The organism is Rhodococcus sp. LMD (assembly GCF_056108245.1).
In genome coordinates this window covers 3,432,406-3,453,181 of sequence record NZ_CM148557.1, presented here as the reverse complement: position 1 = coordinate 3,453,181, position 20,776 = coordinate 3,432,406, and the positions used below count along the sequence as shown (strand labels likewise).

General features: G+C 72.1%; 25 protein-coding genes. 9 read left to right on the top strand and 16 right to left on the bottom strand.

Going from position 1 to position 20,776, the window contains the following annotated elements:
- Nucleotides 1–73 precede the first annotated feature (73 nt).
- The 8 genes from ACWPQI_RS15945 to ACWPQI_RS15910 form a co-directional block, all read right to left on the bottom strand.
- Entirely contained in the window at nt 74–415 is a 342-nt protein-coding gene (locus tag ACWPQI_RS15945) for a VanZ family protein (RefSeq protein WP_017679596.1), read from the bottom strand.
- Nucleotides 412–672, bottom strand: coding sequence for a hypothetical protein (locus tag ACWPQI_RS15940; RefSeq protein WP_048770727.1), 261 nt, complete (start codon nt 670–672; stop codon nt 412–414). The genes ACWPQI_RS15945 and ACWPQI_RS15940 overlap by 4 nt, the downstream gene beginning before the upstream one ends.
- On the bottom strand, nt 673–1,053 hold the full coding sequence (locus ACWPQI_RS15935; protein WP_010594785.1) for a DUF1707 SHOCT-like domain-containing protein: 381 nt from the start codon (nt 1,051–1,053) through the stop codon (nt 673–675).
- A 20-nt stretch (nt 1,054–1,073) separates the two neighbouring features.
- Nucleotides 1,074–1,664: a DUF1707 SHOCT-like domain-containing protein gene (locus ACWPQI_RS15930; protein WP_010594784.1), complete on the bottom strand. Its 591-nt coding sequence runs from the start codon at nt 1,662–1,664 to the stop codon at nt 1,074–1,076.
- Between the two features lie 80 nt (nt 1,665–1,744).
- Nucleotides 1,745–3,541 carry an acetyl/propionyl/methylcrotonyl-CoA carboxylase subunit alpha gene (locus ACWPQI_RS15925; RefSeq protein ID WP_010594783.1) on the bottom strand — a complete coding sequence of 599 codons (1,797 nt, stop codon included), beginning with the start codon at nt 3,539–3,541 and terminating at the stop codon, nt 1,745–1,747.
- A 120-nt stretch (nt 3,542–3,661) separates the two neighbouring features.
- The gene (locus ACWPQI_RS15920; RefSeq protein WP_072786532.1) at nt 3,662–5,146 is read right to left on the bottom strand and encodes a condensation domain-containing protein; all 1,485 of its coding nucleotides are present in this window, start codon (nt 5,144–5,146) and stop codon (nt 3,662–3,664) included.
- A gap of 6 nt (nt 5,147–5,152) precedes the next feature.
- Nucleotides 5,153–5,566, bottom strand: coding sequence for a SufE family protein (locus tag ACWPQI_RS15915; RefSeq protein ID WP_010594781.1), 414 nt, complete (start codon nt 5,564–5,566; stop codon nt 5,153–5,155).
- Nucleotides 5,563–6,456, bottom strand: a complete 894-nt coding sequence (locus ACWPQI_RS15910; RefSeq protein WP_010594780.1) for a sulfurtransferase — start codon at nt 6,454–6,456, stop codon at nt 5,563–5,565. Before ACWPQI_RS15910 ends, ACWPQI_RS15915 begins: the two co-directional genes overlap by 4 nt.
- Before the next feature lie 90 nt (nt 6,457–6,546).
- On the opposite strand from ACWPQI_RS15910, the gene ACWPQI_RS15905 reads away from it, so the two are divergent.
- Nucleotides 6,547–6,948 (top strand): group III truncated hemoglobin, encoded by a 402-nt coding sequence (locus ACWPQI_RS15905; RefSeq protein WP_474738389.1) that lies wholly within the window; start codon nt 6,547–6,549, stop codon nt 6,946–6,948.
- On the opposite strand, the gene ACWPQI_RS15900 is transcribed toward ACWPQI_RS15905, so the two are convergent.
- From ACWPQI_RS15900 to ACWPQI_RS15880, 5 genes are all read right to left on the bottom strand, one after another.
- Nucleotides 6,914–7,273 carry a cupin domain-containing protein gene (locus ACWPQI_RS15900; protein WP_010594778.1) on the bottom strand — a complete coding sequence of 120 codons (360 nt, stop codon included), beginning with the start codon at nt 7,271–7,273 and terminating at the stop codon, nt 6,914–6,916. The two genes, ACWPQI_RS15905 and ACWPQI_RS15900, sit on opposite strands and share 35 nt — an antisense overlap.
- A 93-nt stretch (nt 7,274–7,366) precedes the next feature.
- Entirely contained in the window at nt 7,367–8,164 is a 798-nt protein-coding gene (locus ACWPQI_RS15895) for a class I SAM-dependent methyltransferase (protein WP_017679590.1), read from the bottom strand.
- A 25-nt stretch (nt 8,165–8,189) separates the two neighbouring features.
- A complete protein-coding gene (locus ACWPQI_RS15890; RefSeq protein WP_461874672.1) occupies nt 8,190–8,846 on the bottom strand; it encodes a Maf family protein in 657 nt (218 codons plus the stop codon).
- 2 nt (nt 8,847–8,848) lie between these two features.
- Nucleotides 8,849–9,166, bottom strand: coding sequence for an acyl-CoA carboxylase subunit epsilon (locus ACWPQI_RS15885; protein WP_010594775.1), 318 nt, complete (start codon nt 9,164–9,166; stop codon nt 8,849–8,851).
- Between the two features lie 151 nt (nt 9,167–9,317).
- On the bottom strand, nt 9,318–10,958 hold the full coding sequence (locus ACWPQI_RS15880; protein ID WP_010594774.1) for an acyl-CoA carboxylase subunit beta: 1,641 nt from the start codon (nt 10,956–10,958) through the stop codon (nt 9,318–9,320).
- A 117-nt stretch (nt 10,959–11,075) separates the two neighbouring features.
- On the opposite strand from ACWPQI_RS15880, the gene ACWPQI_RS15875 reads away from it, so the two are divergent.
- The 4 genes from ACWPQI_RS15875 to ACWPQI_RS15860 are packed head-to-tail and all read left to right on the top strand — an operon-like array spanning nt 11,076 to nt 14,571.
- Nucleotides 11,076–11,942, top strand: a complete 867-nt coding sequence (locus tag ACWPQI_RS15875) for a biotin--[acetyl-CoA-carboxylase] ligase (RefSeq protein ID WP_010594773.1) — start codon at nt 11,076–11,078, stop codon at nt 11,940–11,942.
- A gap of 46 nt (nt 11,943–11,988) precedes the next feature.
- Nucleotides 11,989–12,534 carry a PH domain-containing protein gene (locus tag ACWPQI_RS15870; protein ID WP_010594772.1) on the top strand — a complete coding sequence of 182 codons (546 nt, stop codon included), beginning with the start codon at nt 11,989–11,991 and terminating at the stop codon, nt 12,532–12,534.
- Between the two features lie 38 nt (nt 12,535–12,572).
- Nucleotides 12,573–13,256: a response regulator transcription factor gene (locus ACWPQI_RS15865; RefSeq protein WP_010594771.1), complete on the top strand. Its 684-nt coding sequence runs from the start codon at nt 12,573–12,575 to the stop codon at nt 13,254–13,256.
- A 10-nt stretch (nt 13,257–13,266) separates the two neighbouring features.
- Complete coding sequence (locus tag ACWPQI_RS15860) at nt 13,267–14,571, top strand: sensor histidine kinase (RefSeq protein ID WP_010594770.1); 1,305 nt, start codon at nt 13,267–13,269, stop codon at nt 14,569–14,571.
- Between the two features lie 36 nt (nt 14,572–14,607).
- Here the strand turns inward: ACWPQI_RS15860 and ACWPQI_RS15855 are convergent, their stop codons facing one another.
- Nucleotides 14,608–15,156, bottom strand: coding sequence for a GtrA family protein (locus ACWPQI_RS15855; protein ID WP_096824245.1), 549 nt, complete (start codon nt 15,154–15,156; stop codon nt 14,608–14,610).
- A 227-nt stretch (nt 15,157–15,383) separates the two neighbouring features.
- On the opposite strand from ACWPQI_RS15855, the gene ACWPQI_RS15850 reads away from it, so the two are divergent.
- The 3 genes from ACWPQI_RS15850 to ACWPQI_RS15840 all read left to right on the top strand — a co-directional run bounded on the left by ACWPQI_RS15850 (nt 15,384) and on the right by ACWPQI_RS15840 (nt 17,539).
- A complete protein-coding gene (locus ACWPQI_RS15850) occupies nt 15,384–16,586 on the top strand; it encodes a 5-(carboxyamino)imidazole ribonucleotide synthase (RefSeq protein WP_064066358.1) in 1,203 nt (400 codons plus the stop codon).
- A gap of 22 nt (nt 16,587–16,608) precedes the next feature.
- Nucleotides 16,609–17,082, top strand: coding sequence for a 5-(carboxyamino)imidazole ribonucleotide mutase (purE, locus tag ACWPQI_RS15845; RefSeq protein WP_048771101.1), 474 nt, complete (start codon nt 16,609–16,611; stop codon nt 17,080–17,082).
- An 82-nt stretch (nt 17,083–17,164) separates the two neighbouring features.
- On the top strand, nt 17,165–17,539 hold the full coding sequence (locus ACWPQI_RS15840; RefSeq protein WP_010594766.1) for a hypothetical protein: 375 nt from the start codon (nt 17,165–17,167) through the stop codon (nt 17,537–17,539).
- On the opposite strand, the gene ACWPQI_RS15835 is transcribed toward ACWPQI_RS15840, so the two are convergent.
- Both ACWPQI_RS15835 and ACWPQI_RS15830 read right to left on the bottom strand, forming a co-directional pair.
- Complete coding sequence (locus ACWPQI_RS15835) at nt 17,517–18,224, bottom strand: TIGR03089 family protein (RefSeq protein WP_102031296.1); 708 nt, start codon at nt 18,222–18,224, stop codon at nt 17,517–17,519. The two genes, ACWPQI_RS15840 and ACWPQI_RS15835, sit on opposite strands and share 23 nt — an antisense overlap.
- A gap of 14 nt (nt 18,225–18,238) precedes the next feature.
- Nucleotides 18,239–19,768, bottom strand: a complete 1,530-nt coding sequence (locus ACWPQI_RS15830; protein WP_010594764.1) for an LCP family protein — start codon at nt 19,766–19,768, stop codon at nt 18,239–18,241.
- Nucleotides 19,769–19,899: 131 nt separating this feature from the next.
- On the opposite strand from ACWPQI_RS15830, the gene rfbD reads away from it, so the two are divergent.
- Nucleotides 19,900–20,760, top strand: a complete 861-nt coding sequence (gene rfbD, locus ACWPQI_RS15825) for a dTDP-4-dehydrorhamnose reductase (RefSeq protein WP_010594763.1) — start codon at nt 19,900–19,902, stop codon at nt 20,758–20,760.
- Nucleotides 20,761–20,776 lie beyond the last annotated feature (16 nt).

Here is a 20,776-nt window from a genome sequence, read left to right as displayed (position 1 = left end):
CACGACCGGCGTCCGTTCTCGCTGTTCGCGACGTCCCGGGCGGCGGGGAAGTCGTCCCGGCGGTCGCGGGCGCCTACGTCCGTGCGCGGGAACGACGACGCACCGCGGCGTACAGCGCGATGCCGAGCAGCGCCCCGGCCAGGTCCGCGCACCAGTCCCACACCGACCCCGACCGGCGCACCGCGACGGCGGCCTGGAGGACCTCGGTGAGCGCCGCGTACACGGCGAGCCAGGCGACGGTCGCGGCGGGCGGGATCCGGGCGAAGCGGGAGGCGTACGCGAGCACCGCGAACATCAGCGCGTGCGTGATCTTGTCGGCGTGCGGGAAGCCGGACGGGGTCGTATCGCCCGGCAGCATGAGCAGCACGGTGACGACCACGAGCGTGAGCGTCACCGGCGCGAACCGGGCGGTCATGGACGTTCGGTGACCGTCATGCCCCAGGCGCCCTCGGCGAACCGTCGCACGGCCGCCGAACCCGCGGCCAGGGCGGCGGAGCCGCCGGGTTCGGCGGTGCCGGTCAGCGTCCCGTCGGGACGCAGTTGGACGGTGGCTTCGACGGCGGCGGTCGTCGCCTCCCGGACCGACCAGTGGTAGCCGGTGTCCGCGGCCCACGCCTCGGGGTCCTCGGCGAGCAGATACCAGTTGCCCGCGTTGATCTCGACGGGCTCCACTCAGCAGCCACCCTTCGTGCCCTTGGTCGCGGAGAACAGGATTCCCGCGACCGGGATCAGCAGGAACCACAGCCAGTTGTCGAAGGCGAAGAACAGCACCAGCGCGACGAACGGGACCAGCGCCATGGCGGTGGTGCGCCACTTCTCCCACTGCTCGGCCTTCGCGGTGTCCTGTACCGGCGCAGGCGTGTTCGGGGTCGCGGGGGGCAGGTCGGTGAACAAGGTGTCGAGCTCGGCGCGGGTGGTGGCCGCTGCCGCCTTCGCGCTGCGCTCGTCGAATTCGGCGAGGGTGAGCCGGCCGGCACCGAAGTGCTCACCGAGCAGGTTCAGTGCCTGTTCGCGTTCGACGGTGCCGATACGGACCTCGGGGGAGTCGGCCATGGGTCCACACTAATGTGTCGTCAGCGACCGGTCCCGCCGGTGCCGGTCCGGAATGCTCTGGAGATGATCAGGATCAGCGCGACCGCGGAGATCAGCAGCGCCACCGGATGCCGCAGTACCAGGGCCGGGGCGACGGCGAACATGCTCATCGCCAGCAGCCACACCACGTCGGGAATGTCGCGGGGGGCGGGCGGTTGCGGTTCCCGGGGGGCGGGGGCCGGAGCGACATCGCGCAGGAAGGCCGGCTCGGCCGGACGTGGCCGCCCGCCGCGGGCGCGGACGGCGAGGACGGCGACGGTGGCGGCGGCGCCCGCGCCCGTCATGATCCACACGCCCGGTTCCAGGAGTGCGTGGAGCGCCAACAGTCCGAGCACCACGACCGGGACCAGGAACCACCACCCGCGCCGACGTCCGTCGGTCCGGCCGGTCAGGGGAGGCAGGTCGGTGAACAGGAGTGCGAGGTCGCGGCGGGTGGTGGCGGCGGCGATGCGACCGCTGCGGTCCTCGAATTCGGCGAGGGTGAGCCGGCCGGCACCGAAGTGCTCGCCGAGCAGGACCTGAGCTTGCTCGCGCTCGACCGTGCCGACACGGATTTCCGGTGAATCGGCCATGTCACCACCCTAGACCCGGGACGGCCGACGGCGCGCCCCCGGAATCCGAGGATTCCGGGGGCGCGCCGTCGGACGCGGGACTACTTGAGCTCGGCGAGCACCGTGCCCTGGGTGATGGCGGCGCCCGGCTCGACCGCCAGGCCCGTGACGACACCGGCCTTGTGCGCGTTGACCGGGTTCTCCATCTTCATGGCCTCGAGCACCACGATCAGGTCGCCCTCGGCGACCTCCTGGCCCTCGGAGACCGCGACCTTGACGACGGTGCCCTGCATCGGCGCGGTGACCGCGTCACCGGAGGCCTTGCCGCCGTGGGCGCCGCCGCGCTTGCGCGGCTTCGGCTTCTTGCGCAGCGCCCCGCCGGCCGCAGCGCCACCGGCGCCGAGGGTGAACTGACCGGGCAGCGACACCTCGACGCGACGGCCGCCGACCTCGACGACGACGTTCTGCCGCGGCAGGGCCTCGTCCTCGTCCTCGGTCGCGGCCGCACCGCCGGTGTACGGCTCGACGGTGTTCTCCCACTCGGTTTCGATCCACTTGGTGTAGACGTCGAACTTCTCGCCGTCCCCGACGAACGCGGGGTGCTCGACGATGTGCCGGTGGAACGGGATCACGGTGGCCAGGCCGTCGACCTCGAACTCGGCCAGGGCGCGGCGGGCGCGCTCGAGCGCCTGCTGCCGGGTCTCGCCCGTGACGATCAGCTTGGCGAGCATCGAGTCGAACTGCCCGCCGATGACGTCGCCCTGCACCACGCCGGAGTCGACGCGCACACCCGGGCCCGAGGGCTCGCGGTACACGCTGATCGGGCCGGGGGCCGGCAGGAAGCCGCGGCCGGCGTCCTCGCCGTTGATGCGGAACTCGAACGCGTGCCCGCGCGGGGTCGGGTCCTCGGTGATCTCGAGCTTCTCGCCGTTGGCGATGCGGAACTGCTGGCGCACCAGGTCGATGCCCGCGGTCTCCTCGGTGACCGGGTGCTCGACCTGCAGGCGGGTGTTGACCTCGAGGAAGGAGACGGTGTCGCCCTGGACCAGGTACTCGACCGTGCCGGCGCCGTAGTAGCCGGCCTCGCGGCAGATGGCCTTGGCGGACTCGTGGATGCGGCGGCGCTGCTCGTCGGTCAGGAACGGCGCGGGGGCCTCCTCGACGAGCTTCTGGAAGCGGCGCTGCAGCGAGCAGTCGCGGGTGCCGGCGACGATGACGTTGCCGTGCTGGTCGGCGATGACCTGCGCCTCGACGTGGCGGGCCTTGTCGAGGTACTGCTCGACGAAGCACTCGCCGCGGCCGAAGGCGGCGACGGCCTCGCGGGTCGCGGATTCGAACAGCTCGGGGATCTCCTCGATGGAGTGCGCGACCTTCATGCCGCGGCCGCCACCGCCGAAGGCCGCCTTGATCGCGACCGGCACGCCGTACTCCTTCGCGAACTCCACGACCTCGTCGGCATTGGCGACGGGGTCCTTGGTGCCCGCGGCCATCGGCGCCTGGGCGCGCTCGGCGATGTGCCGTGCGGTGACCTTGTCGCCGAGGTCGCGGATGGCCTGTGGGGAGGGGCCGATCCAGATCAGGCCGGCGTCGATCACGGCCTGGGCGAAGTCGGCGTTCTCGGACAGGAAGCCGTAGCCGGGGTGGATCGCGTCGGCGCCGGACTTGCGGGCGGCGTCGAGGATCTTGTCGAACACCAGGTAGGACTCGGCGGAGGTCTGGCCACCGAGCGCGAATGCCTCGTCGGCGAGCTTCACGAACTGGGCGTCGGCGTCGGGTTCTGCGTAGACGGCCACGCTCCCGTAACCGGCGTCCTTGGCGGCTCGGATGACCCGCACAGCGATCTCGCCGCGGTTGGCGACGAGCACCTTCGTGATGTGCGCGCTGGCATGACTGGGCACGGAGCCTCCTGTTGATCGATCGTTAGGTTATTGCCGTCTCTGGGAGTGTAGGCGCCAATCCGATAGACGATGTAACCGGATAGCCACTACACCCTACGGGTCGCCCGGAACCCGGCAACGTTACCGGTCGGTAGTCGGATCGCCCCGGTTCGCGGGTTCCGGCGTGTCCCACGCGCGACCCTCGCTCACCTCGTGCATCAATTCTCGGACCCGCTCGACGAACGGCGGCACGTTGGCCACGGCGGTCGGCGTGTCGGGAAACCGGCCCGCCAGGTTCACGCCCTTCGGGCTGCGGTTGAACCACAGGAACACGTCGTGCGTGTAGCTGCGGCTGCGCAGTGTCCGGGCGTTCCACTGCGGCCACTGCGCGGCCATGGGGACGAAGCGAACGTCCATGTACGACACCAGGAATCGCGGTCGCATGGGTATCCCCAGCAGTTCGCCGACGAGGTCGAACGGGACCCGGGCGCTCGCCCGGGTGCGGCGCAGTTCGGCACCGGCGCGCGCCACGAGCGTCGCGAAGTCCGCGGTCCCGGTCGTGTCGATCTCGACCGGACGCAGCCCCACGAACCAGCCGAGGGCTCCGGCCCACATCGGGCCGCTGCGGGTGTGGGCGGGCGCGATCGTCCGGAACAGTTCGATCCCCGCGAGTTCGACCGCGGCCCGGGCGAGACACGCCAGCGTGCCGGCGAAGAATCCGTGCCCGGCCTCCCGGCAGCGGGCGGCGAACCGGTTGGCCCGTTCGTCGTCGAGCATCCGCACGGACAGCCGACGCTGCGGCGACCCGTCGACGGGCCGGGGGCCGAGGGGCAACGGGAACTCGGGCATGCCGCCGCCGGCGGTCAGGGCGTCTCGCCAGATCCGCACGGCCTCGTGGTCGCCGGCCAGGTCGGCGGCGTCCGCCCGTTCCGCGGCACCGAAGTCGATGTAGCTGCCCACGGGGAACAATCCGGCCGGCCGGCCGGATCGCTCCTGCTCGTACAGGGCGGTGATCTCGTGGGCGACCAGGACGACCGAGTAGGCGTCGGCCACGGCAGGGTCAGCGGCGAAGAACACCGTGAACGACGAGCCGGACGCGTCCGCGTCCTCGGGTTCGAGGGTGGCGAAGACGTACGCCGGCCACGTGTGCGGTTCGGTGCAGTCGGCGAGCAGTTGCTCGAGGTGCTCGCGGATGTCGTCCGGAGCGGAGGGCAGGTGTCGGACGTACCGGACCGACACCGCACCGGCGGGCGCGGTGCGCCGGGTCGCGCCGGCGGGCGCGGTGCGCCGGGTCGCGCCGGCGGCCGCGTCGCGCCGGTGCGCGCCGGCGGCCGCGTCGCCGCCCAGGGCGACGTGGCTGCGCAGCGGTTCGTGGCGGTCGATCCAGCGTTCGAGGGCCCGCCGGAACGGTTCCTGTTCGAGATGCCCGCGGACCTCGAAGGCGGTACCCAGCCACGCATCCGGAACGTCGCCGTATCGGCTGCCCGCGGTGCGGCGCAGATGCGCCTCGTGGACGTACGACACCGGCCGCGGATCGGTCGTCCAGGCATCCTCCGCGGCGCACGGCAGCCATTCGGTCAGCACACCCGCCGGGATCGGGTAGTCCGCCAGCTCGGTGAACTCCATGACATCTCAGGTGCGCAGATGCCGCTTGATGCGCGCCAGCATTGCGCTCATCCCTCGCAGGCGCAGCGGGCTGACAGCTTCGGCCAGGCCGAGGGCCGAGTAGAAGTCGTCGGGGACCTCGAGGATCTGTTCGGCACTGAGGCCGTCGAGCCCCTGATGCAGGATGGACGCGAAGCCGCGGGTGGTCGGGGCCTCGGGGGGCGCGCTGAAGTGCAGCCGCACATGCTCACGGTCGGCCGTGTCGACCGACAGGAACAGCGGTGACTGGCACTCGGGCACCGGCTCCATCGCCGCCTCCTCGAGTTCGGCGGGAATCGGCGGAAGTTCCCGGCTGAACTCGAGCAGCAGCTGCAGCTTGTCCTGGCCGTCGACCGCGGCGAAGTCGTCGACGATCTCGGCGAGAGGTGCGGGCAGGGTCACCGGGCCGGCACCTCTCCGGGCTCCTCGCCCTTGACGATCGGCACCCGTACCGCATTGCCCCACTCGGTCCACGACCCGTCGTAGTTGCGGACGTGCTCGTAGCCGAGGAGATGGGTCAGCACGAACCACGTGTGGCTCGACCGTTCGCCGATGCGGCAGTACGCGACGACGTCGGCGTCCCGCGGGATGTCGGCGTAGATCTCCTCGAGCTCGGTGCGCGACCGGAACCGGCTGTCCGGTGCCGCTGCCCGCGCCCACGGAATGGACACCGCGGTGGGGATGTGCCCGCCGCGCAGCGCACCTTCCTCGGGGTAGTCCGGCATGTGGGTGCGCTCGCCCGTGTACTCCTGCGGGGAGCGCACGTCCACGAGCGGTCCCTTGCCGAGGTGGTCAAGGACGTCGTCCTTGAACGCCCGGATCGCGGCGTCGTTCCGCTCGACCACCGGGTAGCCGCTGGTGGTGCTCACCGGGATGTCGAGGGTGGTGTCGCGGTTCTCGGCGATCCAGGCGTCGCGGCCGCCGTCGAGCAGACGCACGTCCTCGTGACCGAACAGCGTGAACACCCACAGCGCGTAGGCGGCCCACCAGTTCGACTTGTCGCCGTAGATGACGACCGTGTCGGTGCGGCGGATGCCCTTGCGGTCCATCAGGGCGGCGAACTGGGCGCCGTCGATGTAGTCGCGGGTGACCGGGTCGTTGAGGTCGAGATGCCAGTCGATCTTCACGGCGCCGGGGATGTGGCCGACGTCGTACAGCAGCACATCCTCGTCCGATTCGACGACCTTCACCTCGGGTGCGCCCAGGTGGGCGGACAGCCACTCCGTCGACACCAGGCGGGTCGGATCGGCGTAGGCGGCGAAGGACGGGTTGGCGTCGGGCGCGACGGGCACAGGTGGCTCCTGAGGCAGTGGTGACAGTTCGGTGATCGACAATCCGGTGACGACGTGCGCCGTCGATTCTAGGCGGTACCGTCGGGCAACGTGCTGTGCTCCCCGTCCGCCCCGACGGACCTCGCGACCCGCGCCGACATCGATCGGCTGCTGCGCCGGTTCTACGAGCGCGCGCTGGTCGATCCCGTGCTCGAGGCGCCGTTCTCGACCCTCGCCGTGATCGGCCTCGACGACCATCTCCCGACGATCGGGGACTTCTGGGAGCAGGTGCTGCTGCGCACCGGCCGCTACCGCGGCGCCCTGGTGCCGGTGCATGCCGCGCTGCACCGCCAGTACGGGCTCGACGCGGCCCGATTCGACCGCTGGGTGCGGCTGTGGAACGAGGCCGTCGACGAGTTGTTCGCCGGGACGAACGCCGACCGCGCCAAGGCGAACGCGGCGTCGATCGCGGCGGCGCTCAGCGCGCGGCTGGATCGAGCATCGTCAGCATGAGCCGCGACGGCTCGACTGCTCGTACCGCGTGCGGCAGGCGGGTGGTCATGTGCACCACCCCGCCCGGCTCGAGGTCGACGGTGCGCCCGTCGGCGGTCACCTGCAGGTGGCCGGTGAGGGCCTGCAGCAGGACCGGAAACGCGGCCGTGTGCTCGCGCAGTTCCTGCCCGGCGTCGAAGGCGAAGACCACGACGCGGGCACCCTCGGCGACGAGGACGCGCTGCGGGCGCGGTCGGTCCGGGTAGGGCTCGACGGCGTCGCGGACGTCGGCGAGGTGCGACAGGGCGGGGGCGGCGGGTTCGGGCTGCGGCGCGGCGGGGCTCACGACCGCAGGCTACCGCGGCTTCGTCGCGACGATCGCCCTACCGCGGCTTCGTCGCGACGATCGCCCTACCGCGGCTTCGTCGCGACGATCGCCCTACCGCGGCTTCGCCGCGACGATCGCCACGGCCGCGATCGACTTGCGGTACGTCGTGAACGTCGCGCGCATGCCCAGCACCCGCTTGCGGGCGTCGCCGTCGCGCAGCACGTTGCGTACGAAGCGCAGGGTGCCGAGGACGCCCTCGTCGGCGACGAACCGCGCGGGCCGCAGCAACGCCATCGGGGCGAGCCGCACGACGTCGACGCGCAGGCCGGCGTCGGTGAGCAGGGACCGCCACTCGGCGACGGTGAGCGGACGGGCGTTGACCTTGATGGAGCGGGCCAGGCCCTGCCGGATCTCGGTCTTCACCGCGTCGTCGAGCTCGTCGGGCACGAGGGCGAGCTCGTGGATCGCGTACCGGCCACCGGGGCGCAACGTGCGCACGGCCTCGGCGACGATGCGGGCCTTGGCGGCGTCGGTCTGCATGGTGAGCATCGCTTCGCCGACGACGACGTCGGCGTCCGCATCGGGAAGGCCGGTGGCCGCGGCGTCCGCGACGACGCAGCGACCGCGGTCGCCGATCGCGTCGCGGGTCAGCTCCGCGGCGGTCTCGTCGTGCTCGACGCCGGTGTACGAGAGCGGCGCCGAAGCCAGGATCTCCCGCGCGGTCCGACCGAGGCCGGGGGCGAGTTCGACGACGTCGCTGCCCTCGATGCCCGCATCGACGAGCAGGCGCGTGGTCATCCCCGCGCCGCCGGGACGCAGCACGCGCTTGCCGAGGCGAGCGAGCAGCCAGTGGCCGGGCAGGTGGGCGGAGTCGCGCTCGGACATGGGCAGGGCATGGGGATCGCTCATGCCTCGATGTTAAGGGAAGGCAATCCTAAATAGAAGGGGCCTCGGCGGTGTTCGACGCCCAGAGCCGCGCCACCGACACGCCCACCTCGGCGAGCAGTCGTCGCACCAGCGGCAGGCCGATCCCGATCACCGAGGACGGGTCGCCCTCGACGCGCTCGACGAACCACCCGCCGAGGCTGTCGAGCGTGAACGCCCCCGCCACCTGCAGCGGCTCGCCGCTGGCCAGGTAGGCCTCGAGGTCGGCGTCGGTGGGGCGGCCGAAGTGGACGGTGGTGCTGCTGTGGCCGGCGGCGCGGGCGACGACTTCGCCGCCGCCCAGGCGCAGGACGCTGTGGCCGGTGAGCAGGTCGGCGCTGCGGCCCGCCATCGCCCGCCAGCGCTCGCGGGCGACCTCCACGGTGCCCGGCTTGCCCTGGAGCTGCCCGTCGACCAGCAGCATCGAGTCGCAGCCCACGACGAGGGTGTCGTCACCGAGACCGTCGCGCACGAGGGCCGGCACGACGTCCGCCGCCTTCGCCCTCGCGAGCTCGGTGACCACCAGTTCGGGTGCCGCGGCGGGACCGAGCTCGGCGATCAGTGCATCCTCGTCCACCGCCGAGACCCGCACGATCGGGTCGACCCCGGCCGCGCGCAGCACGGACAGCCGGGCCGGGGACGCCGACGCGAGCACCAGCCTGGCCACGATCAGCCCAGGTTCGGGTACGAGTACGGCGAGAACGGCGCCGTCCGGCGGTGCATCCGCGTGGGGTCGCCCCACGTCTCGCGCGGGCGGTCGTCCTCTGCCGGGGCGGCGGATCCGGAGGCCGCGGCGAGCACCGCGACCAGCGCGGCGATCTCGACATCCGAGGGGTTGCCCTTGACGATCCGGATCGCCGCGGACGTCTCGGGGCCGGCGGTCTCGGCCGCCGGCGCCGTCGACTCGGCCGACTCTGCCGACTCGGCCGCTGCGACCTCGGTCACCTCGGTGTCGATGATGGTCTTCTCCTCAGCTACCGCAGTCACAACACACCTCCCGGGAGGTTACCGGAGGCGGCGGGCAGGGCGCGGGAGCGGGCGCGCTGCGCGTTCGAAGTCATGTCGTCCCTCTCGTGGGTCGGGGCCCGGCCGGCTCGGCGGAACCGAACCGGCCGGGATGGTCTCGGCCGAGTGGCCGTCAGAGGGGGATGTTCCCGTGCTTCTTCGGCGGCAGCGTGACCATCTTGCGCTCGAGCAGCCGCAGGGCCGCCACGATCTGCCCGCGCGTGTGCGACGGCGGGATGACCGCGTCGACGTAGCCGCGCTCGGCGGCGACGTACGGATTCACCAGGGTGTCCTCGTACTCGTTCTGCAGCTCGAGGCGCAGCGCGTCGACGTCCTCGCCGTTCTTGGCCGCTTCGAGCAGGCGCTTGCGGTAGACGAAGCCGACGGCACCGGAGGCGCCCATCACGGCGATCTGCGCGGTCGGCCACGCCAGGTTGACGTCCGCACCCATGTGCTTCGAGCCCATCACGTCGTACGCGCCGCCGTAGGCCTTGCGCGTGATGACGGTGATCTTGCCGACGGTGGCCTCGCCGTACGCGTACAGCAGCTTCGCGCCGCGGCGGATGATGCCGTTGTACTCCTGCTCGGTGCCCGGCAGGAAGCCCGGCACGTCGACGAGGGTGACGATCGGGACGTTGAACGCGTCGCAGGTGCGCACGAAGCGCGCGGCCTTCTCCGAAGCGTCGATGTCCAGGCAGCCCGCGAACTGGGTGGGCTGGTTGGCGACGATGCCGACGCTGCGGCCGTCGACGCGGCCGAAGCCGACGATGATGTTCTGGGCGCGCTCGGCCTGCACCTCGAGGAACTCGTCGTCGTCGAGCAGGCGACGGATCACCTCGTGCATGTCGTAGGGCTGGTTCGCCGAATCCGGGATCAGGGTGTCGAGCTCGAGATCCTCCTCGGTGAGCGAGTCCTCGATCGAGCCGACGATCGGGTCGGTCGGCGCCGTGCGGGGCGCGGCGGCCTGATTGTTGCTCGGCAGGTACGACAGCAGGTCCTTGACGTAGTCCAGGGCGTCCTGCTCGCCGTCGGCGACGTAGTGCGCGACCCCGGACTTGACCATGTGCGTGTGGGCGCCGCCGAGATCCTCCATGGTGACGTCCTCGCCGGTGACGGTCTTGATGACGTCGGGTCCGGTGACGAACATCTGGCTGGTCTGGTCGACCATCACCACGAAGTCGGTCAGGGCGGGGGAATAGACGTGTCCGCCGGCGGCCGGGCCCATGATCAGCGAGATCTGCGGGATCACGCCGGAGGCCTGCACGTTGCGGTGGAAGATCTCGCCGTAGAGGCCGAGGGAGACGACGCCTTCCTGGATGCGCGCGCCGGCGCCCTCGTTGATGCCGATCAGCGGACGGCCGGTCCGCAGCGCGAGGTCCATGACCTTGACGATCTTCTCGCCGTAGACCTCGCCGAGACTGCCGCCGAACACGGTCGCGTCCTGCGAGAACACGCACACGTCGCGGCCGTCGACGGTGCCGTAGCCGGTGACGACGCCGTCGCCGACCGGCCGGTTCTCGGCCAGGCCGAAGTTGGTGCTGCGGTGGCGGGCGAGCTGGTCGAGCTCGACGAACGAGCCTTCGTCGAGCAGCGCTTCGATGCGCTCACGGGCCGTGAGCTTGCCCTTCGCGTGCACCTTCTCGACGGCGGCCGCACCGCTCGGGGCCTGCGCCTGAGCCTGGCGATTGCGCAGGTCCGCCAGCTTGCCGGCGGTCGTGTGGATATCGGGCGTGCTCGCCGCCTCGGGCGCGGACGGCTCCTGGACAGTGGTCATGGGCCATGAGCTTAGCGAGCGTCAGTCAGCGAGCGCGCACCGAGCCCCCGCTTGTGTTGAATCATTGAACTGAAGCTACCGGCGAGTACGGTTCGCCGCCCATCCTAGGCTGTGCGGATGCCCACCGAACCCGAACCGCAGCGTCCGCCCGTCGACCCCGCGCCCGCGCGAGGCGAACTCGACGTCGAACGGTTGCGCGCCGCCCTCGTGCGCGGCGCCGATCCCGACGCGTTCTACCGGCGCCTCGACGTGGTCACCGAGACCGCCTCCACCAACGCCGACCTGCTCGCTGTCGCCCGCGACCCCGGCACCGACCGCCGCGTGCTGCTCGCCGAGTTCCAGCACGGCGGCCGGGGGCGGCACTCGCGGGGATGGGCCGGCGTTCCCCGCGCTCAGGTGATCGTCTCGGTGCTGCTGCGCATGCCCGGCATCGACCTCGCCGACCTGGGCTGGCTGCCGCTGCTGGCCGGCACCGCGACCGTCGACGCGATCCGGTCGGTGACCGGGGTCGATGCCGAGCTGAAATGGCCCAACGACGTCCTCGTCGAGGGCCGGAAGGTAGCCGGAATTCTCGCCGAGGTCGCCGGAACCCATCCCGAGCCCGCCGTGGTGGTCGGGATCGGACTCAACGTCTCGCTCACCGAGGACGAGTTGCCGGTACCCACCGCGACGTCGCTCGCGCTCGCCGGGGCGACCGATCTCGATCGCACCGCACTCGCCGAGGGGCTGCTGCGCGAACTCGGCCGCCGCTGGCAGCAGTGGTACGTCGCGGGCTGGGACGTCACCGGACCGGCCGCGGCGTACCGCGAACGGTGCGGCACGCTCGGGCGCCGGGTGCGAGCGGTGCTGCCCGGCGACACAGAACTGCACGGCGTCGCGGTCGACGTCGACGAGCAGGGCCGCATCGTCATCACCCCGGACGACGGCGGCGAGCCGATCGCGGTGTCGGCCGGGGACATCACCCACCTGCGCCCGGTGCCCTGACCCGCCCTCGAGCACCCCGCATCGCGGCTGTGTCATCGTGTCCGGCATGGGATACCCGGAGGACGCCCTCGCCGCCGAGGAACGGCTGCTGCTGCACCGGCACCCGCACTGGAAGATGCTCATCGTCCCGGCGGCGATCTTCCTCCTCGCCACCGCGCTCGCCGGATTTCTGCTCGGCCTGAGCCAGGCCCGGCTCGACGGCTCCACCGCGAGCACCCTGACGATCGTGCTCGCGGTGGCGTGGGCGGCGATCGTCGCCTGGCAGTGCCTGGCGCCGCTCGTCGGCTGGCTGTCGACCCACTTCATCGTCACCGATCGACGGGTCCTCGTCCGGCAGGGCGTTCTCACCCACTCCGGCATCGACATCCCGATGGGACGCATCAGCAACGTGCAGTTCCGGCACGGCCTGCTGGACCGGATCCTGCGCACCGGCACCCTCGTCATCGTCTCCGCGGCCGACGACCCGCTCGAATTCGACGACATCCCCGACGTGCAGCGCGTGCATGCCCTGCTGTATCAGCAGGCCTTCCACGCCGACCCGGTGCGGGGCGGGGAACCGCGGACCGACGGGCCGAGCCGCAAAGCCTGGTAACGCGCCGTGCGCCCGGTGCCGATCCGTACGCTGGATCCGTGACCGCAGTCCTGCTCGCCGAAGACGACGAAGCCATCGCCGCGCCCCTGTCCCGCGCGCTGGGCCGGGAGGGGTACGACGTCACCGTCGAACAGACCGGTCCCGACGCGCTCGAACGGGCGCTGTCCGGTGAGTACGAACTGCTCATTCTCGACCTCGGACTGCCCGGCATCGACGGCCTCGAGGTGTGCCGGCAGATCCGTGCCCACCGCTCCGACCTCGCCGTCCTGATGCTCACCGCCCGCACCGACGAGGTCGACTTCGTCGTCGGTCTCGACGCCGGCGCCGACGACTACGTCGGCAAGCCCTTCCGGCTCGCCGAGCTCATGGCCCGGGTCCGGGCGCTGCTGCGCCGCCGCGGGGGTGGCGAGCCCGAGGACGTCGTCGAGGTCTCCGGGATCCGGCTCGAACGGGCGGCCCGGCGCGTGCTCGTCGACGGCTCCGAAGTCACCCTCGCCAACAAGGAATACGAACTGCTGCGGGTGCTGCTCGAACACGCCGGCCAGGTGGTCTCCCGTGACGCCATCCTGCAGGAGGTCTGGGGCGACGCCGACCTGCGGGGTTCCAAGACCCTCGACATGCACATGTCCTGGCTGCGCCGCAAGATCGGCGACGAGGGCCCGGCCGGGGAACGACGCATCGCTACCGTCCGCGGTGTCGGATTCCGGCTGAACACCGACTGACGGGGCCGGGGTGCGCAGCCGAATCCTGTTCGCGGTCCTCGCGGGCTCCCTGCTCGTGGCCCTGCTGCTCGGAGTCCCGCTCGCCTACACCGCCTGGTTGTTCGTCGAGGACACCGCACGCCGCGACCTGCAGGGCCGGCTCGAGCGCATGTCCGCGGAGGTCATCGCCCAGGAAGGCGCCGACGGCCTGGTGGTCGGGGGACTCGACACCAGTTCCCTGCGGCTCGTCGTCCCCGACGGCGGACGCCTCCTCGTCGTCTACCCGACCCCCGAGGACGCCGCGGCCCGGCTCGACATCGGTGCCGCCACCGTGCCCGACCCACTGGTCGAGTCCCTGTCGATGGGAACGTCGGGATCCCTGCGGCTCGAGGCGCCGTCCGAGGACATGCGTCTGCTGCAGCGGCAGGTTCTCGTCGGGGTGACGCTGCTCGTGCTGCTGTCCGTGGCTGTCGGTGCCGTCGTCGCCGTCGTCACCGCGCGCCGGCTGGCGGACCCCTTGCGCGACGTCGCAGCGCGGGCCCGCCGGCTGGGCGAAGGCGACTTCCGGCCCGATCCGCGCCGGCACGGCATCCCCGAACTCGACCGCGTCTCGGACGTCCTCGACGCCGCCACCGTCGAGATCGCCGGTCGCCTGCAGCGCGAGCACGCCCTCGTCGGCGACGTCTCGCACCAGCTGCGGTCCCGGCTGACCGCGGTGCGGCTGCGCCTCGACGAGCTGTCCACCCACACCGACCCGGCCGTCGTCGAGGAAGCCGAGGAAGCGATGCGCCAGGTGGACCGGCTCACCACCGCCATCGACGAACTGGTCCGCGCGTCCCGCAACAGCGGTTCCGAACTGCGCACCGAGGTGTCCGTCGTCGGGGAGCTGACGGGGGTGATCGCGGACTGGCGAGGCCCCTACAAGGAAGCGGGGCGGGAGTTGCACCTGAGCGGGGATCCGTCGCTGCGCAGCCGCGTGACCGGGTCCCGGCTGCGCGAGGCCGTCGCGGTGCTGGTCGACAACGCGCTCATGCACGGCGACGGCACGTGCACCGTGTCCGTGCGGCGGGTCTCGACCCTCGGCGGCGGATCGACGGTGTGCGTGGAGGTCACCGACGAGGGGGACGGTGTCAGCGACGAGCTGGCGCCGCACATCTTCGACCGCGGCTTCTCCGGTACCGGCTCGACCGGTGTGGGCCTGGCCCTCGCCCGGGCTCTGACCGAGGCCGACGGTGGGCGCCTGGAACTGCAGCGCCGCCGCCCCGCCCTGTTCGCACTGTTCCTCGGCTCCACCCGTGACGAGTCCACCCACACGGGGATCCGGGAACCGCGCTGAACCGTGAGTGGGGGCGGGACCGGAGTCAGCCCGGGTTCAGGAGTGTCCCAGGCCTTCCTCGGCGAGTTCCTCGTGCCCGGGAACCTCGTCCCCGTTCGGATTCATCTCCTCCGGGAACACGAAGCGGCGGAAGCACCAGAACCGGAAGACCATCTGCAGCAGATTGCCGATGATGTACGCGCTGACGAAGTCGGCGATGTTCTCGACGGTGAGGCTGACGTCCGGTACCCGCAGGTCGAACACGTAGCTCGAGATCCACAGCGGGATGAAGCTCAGGACCACGCCGATGCCGCTGACGGCGAAGAACAGCAGCGCCTCGTGGTGCCGTTCCCGGCCGCCCCGGTTCTTGAACGACCACTCCCGGTTGAGGACGTACGAGCAGATCACGGCGATCACCCCGGCGATGACCTTGGCGGTCACCGGCTTCTCCTCGAGCACCGTGAGCTTGAGGGTGTAGAAGATGACCGAGTCGACGACGAAGGTGGTGCCGCCGACGATCGCGAACTTGATCAGCTCGTGGTGCCGCAGCAACAGCCCCCGGAGAGGCTCGGGGACTCGGTTCACGGCCGCATCGACGAAAGACACCCGGACGAGTCTACGAAACCGTGGCTCGAAGACACGAACCCGCCGGTGGATTATCAGCTTTACCACAGGAACGCGGGGGTGTCGCGCGGGACGCGGCGCCACCCCCGTCGCCCGCTGTGACACCATGGTGAGCCGTGACCGCTACACCCCCGGACTCGGCCGCCGCGACCCCCGCCCCCGCGGCCGGCGACACCCCCTCGCACACTCCCCGCACGCTGCCCGCCGGTATGCCGGTCGTCGCGATGGTCGGCGGCGGTCAGCTCGCCCGCATGACCCACCAGGCCGCGATCGCGCTCGGCCAGACCCTGCGGGTGCTGGCCGCGAGCCCGGACGATCCGGCCGCCCGGGTCAGCCCCGACGTGGTACTCGGCAGCCACACCGACCTCGACGCGCTGCGCAGTGCCGCGACCGGCGTCCACGCCCTCACGTTCGACCACGAACATGTGCCCACCGAGCACCTCGAGGCGCTGCAGCGCGAAGGCGTCAGCGTGCAGCCGCCGCCGCAGGCCCTGATCTATGCGCAGGACAAGCTCGCGATGCGTCGGCGCCTCGCCGAGCTCGGCGCACCGGTGCCGCCGTTCGCCGAGCTCACCTCGGTCGAGGACCTCACCGCTTTCGGCGACGAGCACGGCTGGCCCGTCGTGATCAAGGCCGCCCGCGGCGGCTACGACGGCCGCGGTGTGTGGATCACCGGCGACGCGGACGAGGCGCAGCGGATCGTCGCGGAGCAACTCGCCGCCGGGGTGCCGCTCATCGCCGAAGAGAAGGTCTCGTGGCGGCGGGAGCTGTCCGCGATGGTCGCGCGCTCGCCGTTCGGGCAGGGCGCGAGCTGGCCCGTGGTCGAGACGGTGCAGCTGAACGGGCAATGCGCCGTCGTCATCGCGCCCGCCCCGAACCTGCGGGCCGACGTCGAAGCCGCCGCCGAACAGCTGGCACTGCGCATCGCCGCCGAACTCGGTGTCGTCGGGGTCATGGCCGTCGAGCTGTTCGAGACCGAGACCGGCGAGTTGATCGTCAACGAACTCGCGATGCGGCCGCACAACTCCGGGCACTGGGGCATGGACGGTGCCCGCACCGGCCAGTTCGAGCAGCACCTGCGTGCGGTGCTCGACTACCCGCTCGGCGACACGTCGCCGATCGCGCCGGTGACGGTGATGGCGAACGTGCTCGGCGCCCCCGAGGCGCCCGAGATGAGCATGGACGAGCGGCTGCACCACCTGTTCGCCCGGATGCCCGACGTGCGTGTGCACCTCTACGGCAAGGGTGAGCGCAAGGACCGCAAGATCGGGCACGTCAACGTGCTCGGGGACGCGACCGGGTCGATCGACGACCCGCAGTACGTGGCGGCGGTGCGCGAACGCGCGGAGCGCGCGGCGCACTGGCTCTCGCACGGAGTGTGGACCGACGGATGGGATTCTCACGGTGACTGACGGAGCACAGGTCGGCCTGATCATGGGCAGCGACTCGGACTGGCCGACGATGCAGGCTGCGGCCGAGGCGCTCGTCGAGTTCGGCATCCGCTTCGAGGTGGGGGTCGTCTCGGCCCACCGCACCCCGCAGCGCATGCTCGACTACGCCCGCGACGCCGCCGGACGTGGCATCAAGGTGATCATTGCCGGCGCCGGCGGCGCCGCGCACCTGCCGGGCATGGTCGCCTCCGCGACGCCCCTTCCGGTGATCGGCGTGCCGGTGCCGCTGAAGTACCTCGACGGCATGGACTCGCTGCTGTCGATCGTGCAGATGCCCGCCGGGGTGCCCGTTGCGACCGTCTCCATCGGCGGAGCCCGCAACGCCGGGCTGCTCGCCGCCCGCATCCTCGGCGCGGCCGACCCCTCGCTGCGGGAACGGATGGAGCAGTTCCAGGCCGGCCTCGAGCAGATGGTGCTCGAGAAGGACGATGCGTTGCGGCAGAAGCTGCTCGGCTGACTTCGTGCACGTACGCGCGCTTTTCGGTCGTCCGCGCTCGAAATCGAGCGCGCGGACGACTGCGCGCCGCGCGGATCGTTCTGTGCGCGCGTCGCGCGGTGACCCGCAGGCCCGCGCGGTGACGGCCCTGGCGCTGTTGTGGGCGCGCGTGTGGGGCGGCCGCATCGACTTCGACGACGAGTTCGGTCTCTACCTCTGCACCGGAATGCGCGGCGGCTACGCCCGCTCGGGGACGACGATCGGCGGGGCGTTCCTCACCGGCCGGTCACCGTCGCGCCGGATCCTGCGGCACGAGGCGGTCCACGCCGATCAGTGGGCGCGGCACGGCATCGGCTTCGCGATCCGATATCTCCGGGAAGAGCTGCGCCGTCCCGGTGCCCGCAACCGGTTCGAGATCGAGGCCGGCCTCGCCGACGGCGGCTACACCGGCGGGGTCAGCCGTCCAGACGGACGGTGATCTTCTCGCTCGCGGCCCGTCGCTCCGTGGCCGCCGGATCCGGGTTGCTCACCTGCACCAGCGACGCGCCGGCGGCGAGGACGGCGAGCAGGCCCTCGATCAGTGCCTGCGGGGTGCTCCAGTCGCGGCTCGACAGCACCCGGTCCGCACCCGTGATGCCTGCGGCCGCGGCGGCGCCCCGGGCCGCGGCCACCACGTCGTCGGCCGTCCGTCCGTCGAGCACCGGCCCGCCGTCCCCGGCGGAGCGGAACTGGTCACCGTGCACCCGCACGTGCGTCGCATAGTCGGTGACCCCGACCGGCAGGTCCGGCACGGGCCGGCCGAACGCGTCGAGCGAGAGGACCGCGACCTCGGCGGCGTCCGCGACCTCGTCGAGACGGTCTGCGGTGACCAGCGCGAGATCCGCGTCGTCGGGTTCGAGCACCACCTCGGCGCCGGCCCACCACGCGCCGAGCAGGACCGCGGCGCTCTGCCAGTGGGCCGGGAGCAGGACGGCCACCCGCCCGCCGGGCAGCAGGCCGAACTCGTCGCGCACCATGTTCGCCGTCTTGGCGGCCCAGTTCGCGAGGGTGACCGCGGACAGCTCGATCCGGGCGCCGGATTCGTCGTCGTACCACGTGATGCGGGGGCCCGCCGGGTCGGCGGCCAGGATCGGATCGAGCAGGGTGTCGGTCAGCGTGGTCACAGTGTCCTCGTTCGTCAGTTCACACAGCGGGGGCCGGTGGAGCCGGCATCGATCGGCGGGCCGGGCGGAACGGACGTCGGGGTGGCCCCGGCGCTCACGAGTTCCGAGCCGGAGGCCACGGAGGTGACGCTCGCGTCCGCGCCCGGACCCGTGTAGTCCTCGGTGAGCACCACCCGCACCGTGTCGGCGTCGAGCGCCGGGTCGGCGGCGGTCGCCAGGCCGCCGAGTGCCGCCGCGACGGCACGCGCCTGGTCGGACCGGGGGTCGGCGGCGAAGACCGTCGACTCGTCCACTGCGCGGCCGGTGTGGTTGCCCACACCACCCTCGACGAAGCCGTCACCGACGAGCGCGGCCGCCACGCGGGAGGCCAGACCGGCGACGCCGCCGGCGTTGGCAACGTCCACCGTGATCGTGCCGGCCTCGACGTCCGGTGCCGGATCCGTCGTGGCCTGCGACCCGCCGTCGCCCGGATCGACGAGGTCGGCGACGAAGCTGCGCACCTCCTCCGGATCCACCTGCACCACGGATTCGCCGTAGTCGGTCATCGCGTTGAGGTCCTGGACGGGGATCGTCGAGAACTGCACGGCGCCGCCGGCCAGGTCCTGCATCCGGGTGGCCAGATCGAGGATGTCCCAGTCGGAATCGAGGACCACCGACCGCTGCACGGCCGCGCTGAGCTGGTTCAGCTTGGACGGGTTGCTCAGCGTCTTCGCGCTGAGCACCTTCTGCACGAGCGACGCCATGAACACCTGCTGCCGCACGATCCGGTCCAGGTCCCCGCGCGGCAGGTCGTGGCGCTGCCGGACGAAACTCAGAGCGTCCGCGCCGTCGAGGGTCTGTTCGCCGGCGGGGAAGTTCGCCCCGGACAGCGGCTCGTCGACCGCGTTGTTCAGGCAGACGTCGACGCCGCCGACGGCATCGGTGAGCAGCACGAACCCGAGCAGACCGACCTCGGCATAGTGGTCGACGGTGACGCCGGTCAGGTCGGCGACCGACTCGACCAGCGCCTCCCGGCCTGCCTGCGTGGCCGCCTTCTCGGCGGCCGCGTCGGACTCGCCCGCCTCGACGAGTCGCAGCCGCTCGGTCTCCTTGGTGGCGCCGAACGCGGCATTGATCTTCGACATGCCGATGTCGGGCACCTCGACGTAGGTGTCGCGGGGGATCGAGATGGCGGTCGCCGAGGTGCCGTCGAGCGGCACCCGGATCAGGATGATCGTGTCGGTGTTGTTCGCCACCTCCTCGCCGGCCCGCAGCGCGTCGAGTTCGCGCTGGGACAGCGGATTGCCGTGGGCGTCGGTGCGGCTGTCGGTGCCCACCAGGAGGATGTCGAGGGCGCCGTCCCGGCCGTCGCCCAGGGTGAGCCCACCCACGGTGGCGAGGGAGGAACGCAGCGAATCGATACCGCGCCACGCGACGCCGGTGGCGACCAGGGTGAGCGCCGCGGCGACGGCGACGGCGATCCGCAGCGGCCGCCCGCGCAGGACTCCCGATCCTCCCCCCGCGTCGCGCGCCGGAGCTCGGCGTGTGGGCGGTTCTGGCGGCACCTGGCGGTCCTCTCGTCGGGCGTCGGGGTCGCACCCAGGCTACTGCCGTGACGGCGGCCCTTGTGGCACCCGCCGCGGCGTGCCCGGCTCGTACCGGGTGACAGCCGCCGGGGCATGCCACACTCGTGCCCGTGCAGACCGTTCTCGTCACCGGAGCCCGCGGACAACTGGGCCGTCACCTGCTCGCCCGCGGCGCCGCGGCCGGCCTCCGGATCCGGGGCGCCGGGTCGGAGGAGGCGGACATCACCGATCCCGGCGCGGTCGCCGCGCTCGTCGAGCCCGGCGCCGTCGTGCTCAACTGCGCCGCCTACACCGCGGTCGACGCGGCCGAGACGCATCCCGAGGACGCCGCCGCGGTCAACGAGCACGGCCCGGCCAACCTGGCCGCCGCATGCGCCGCAGCCGGCGCCCACCTGATCCACGTGTCCACCGACTACGTGTTCGCCGGCGACGGGAACCGCCCGTACCGGGTCGGCGATCCGACCGGGCCGCGCACCGTCTACGGGCGGACCAAGCTCGCCGGGGAGCGGGCGGTGCTCGACCGGCTGCCGAGCGCCCACGTGGTGCGCACCGCGTGGCTCTACACCGGCGACGGCAACGACTTCGTCGCCACCATGCTCCGGCTCGAACGCGAACGCGACACGGTGCGCGTCGTCGACGACCAGGTGGGCTGCCCCACCTACGCCGCCGATCTCGCCGACGGGATCCTCGAACTCGCCGCCCGCGCGGGTGCGGTGCCCGGCGGGGTCCTGCACGCGACGAACTCCGGGGAGGCCAGCTGGTTCGACCTCGCTCGTGCGGTGTTCGCCGAGGCGGGTGCCGACCCGGGCCGGGTGCAGCCGTGCGGCAGCGACGAGTTCGTGCGCCCCGCGCCTCGTCCGGCGTACTCCGTCCTCGACGGCAGCGCATGGGCCGCGGCCGGGCTGACGCCGCTCCGGCCGTGGCGGCCGGCACTGCGGGCCGCGATCGGCGCACTGCGGACCCGGGCGTGATTCGGCGCGGCCGAGG

What these genes read in the sequence shown, in the direction of transcription:
- ACWPQI_RS15850 (WP_064066358.1), top strand. Translation starts at nt 15,384, where the DNA reads ATGCCGGTCGTCGCGATGGTCGGCGGCGGTCAGCTCGCCCGCATGACC.
- ACWPQI_RS15935 (WP_010594785.1), bottom strand. Translation starts at nt 1,053, where the DNA reads ATGGCCGACTCCCCCGAGGTCCGTATCGGCACCGTCGAACGCGAACAG.
- ACWPQI_RS15880 (WP_010594774.1), bottom strand. Translation starts at nt 10,958, where the DNA reads ATGACCACTGTCCAGGAGCCGTCCGCGCCCGAGGCGGCGAGCACGCCC.
- ACWPQI_RS15895 (WP_017679590.1), bottom strand. Translation starts at nt 8,164, where the DNA reads ATGAGCGATCCCCATGCCCTGCCCATGTCCGAGCGCGACTCCGCCCAC.
- ACWPQI_RS15875 (WP_010594773.1), top strand. Translation starts at nt 11,076, where the DNA reads ATGCCCACCGAACCCGAACCGCAGCGTCCGCCCGTCGACCCCGCGCCC.
- ACWPQI_RS15930 (WP_010594784.1), bottom strand. Translation starts at nt 1,664, where the DNA reads ATGGCCGATTCACCGGAAATCCGTGTCGGCACGGTCGAGCGCGAGCAA.
- purE (WP_048771101.1), top strand. Translation starts at nt 16,609, where the DNA reads ATGGGCAGCGACTCGGACTGGCCGACGATGCAGGCTGCGGCCGAGGCG.
- ACWPQI_RS15870 (WP_010594772.1), top strand. Translation starts at nt 11,989, where the DNA reads ATGGGATACCCGGAGGACGCCCTCGCCGCCGAGGAACGGCTGCTGCTG.
- ACWPQI_RS15945 (WP_017679596.1), bottom strand. Translation starts at nt 415, where the DNA reads ATGACCGCCCGGTTCGCGCCGGTGACGCTCACGCTCGTGGTCGTCACC.
- ACWPQI_RS15920 (WP_072786532.1), bottom strand. Translation starts at nt 5,146, where the DNA reads ATGGAGTTCACCGAGCTGGCGGACTACCCGATCCCGGCGGGTGTGCTG.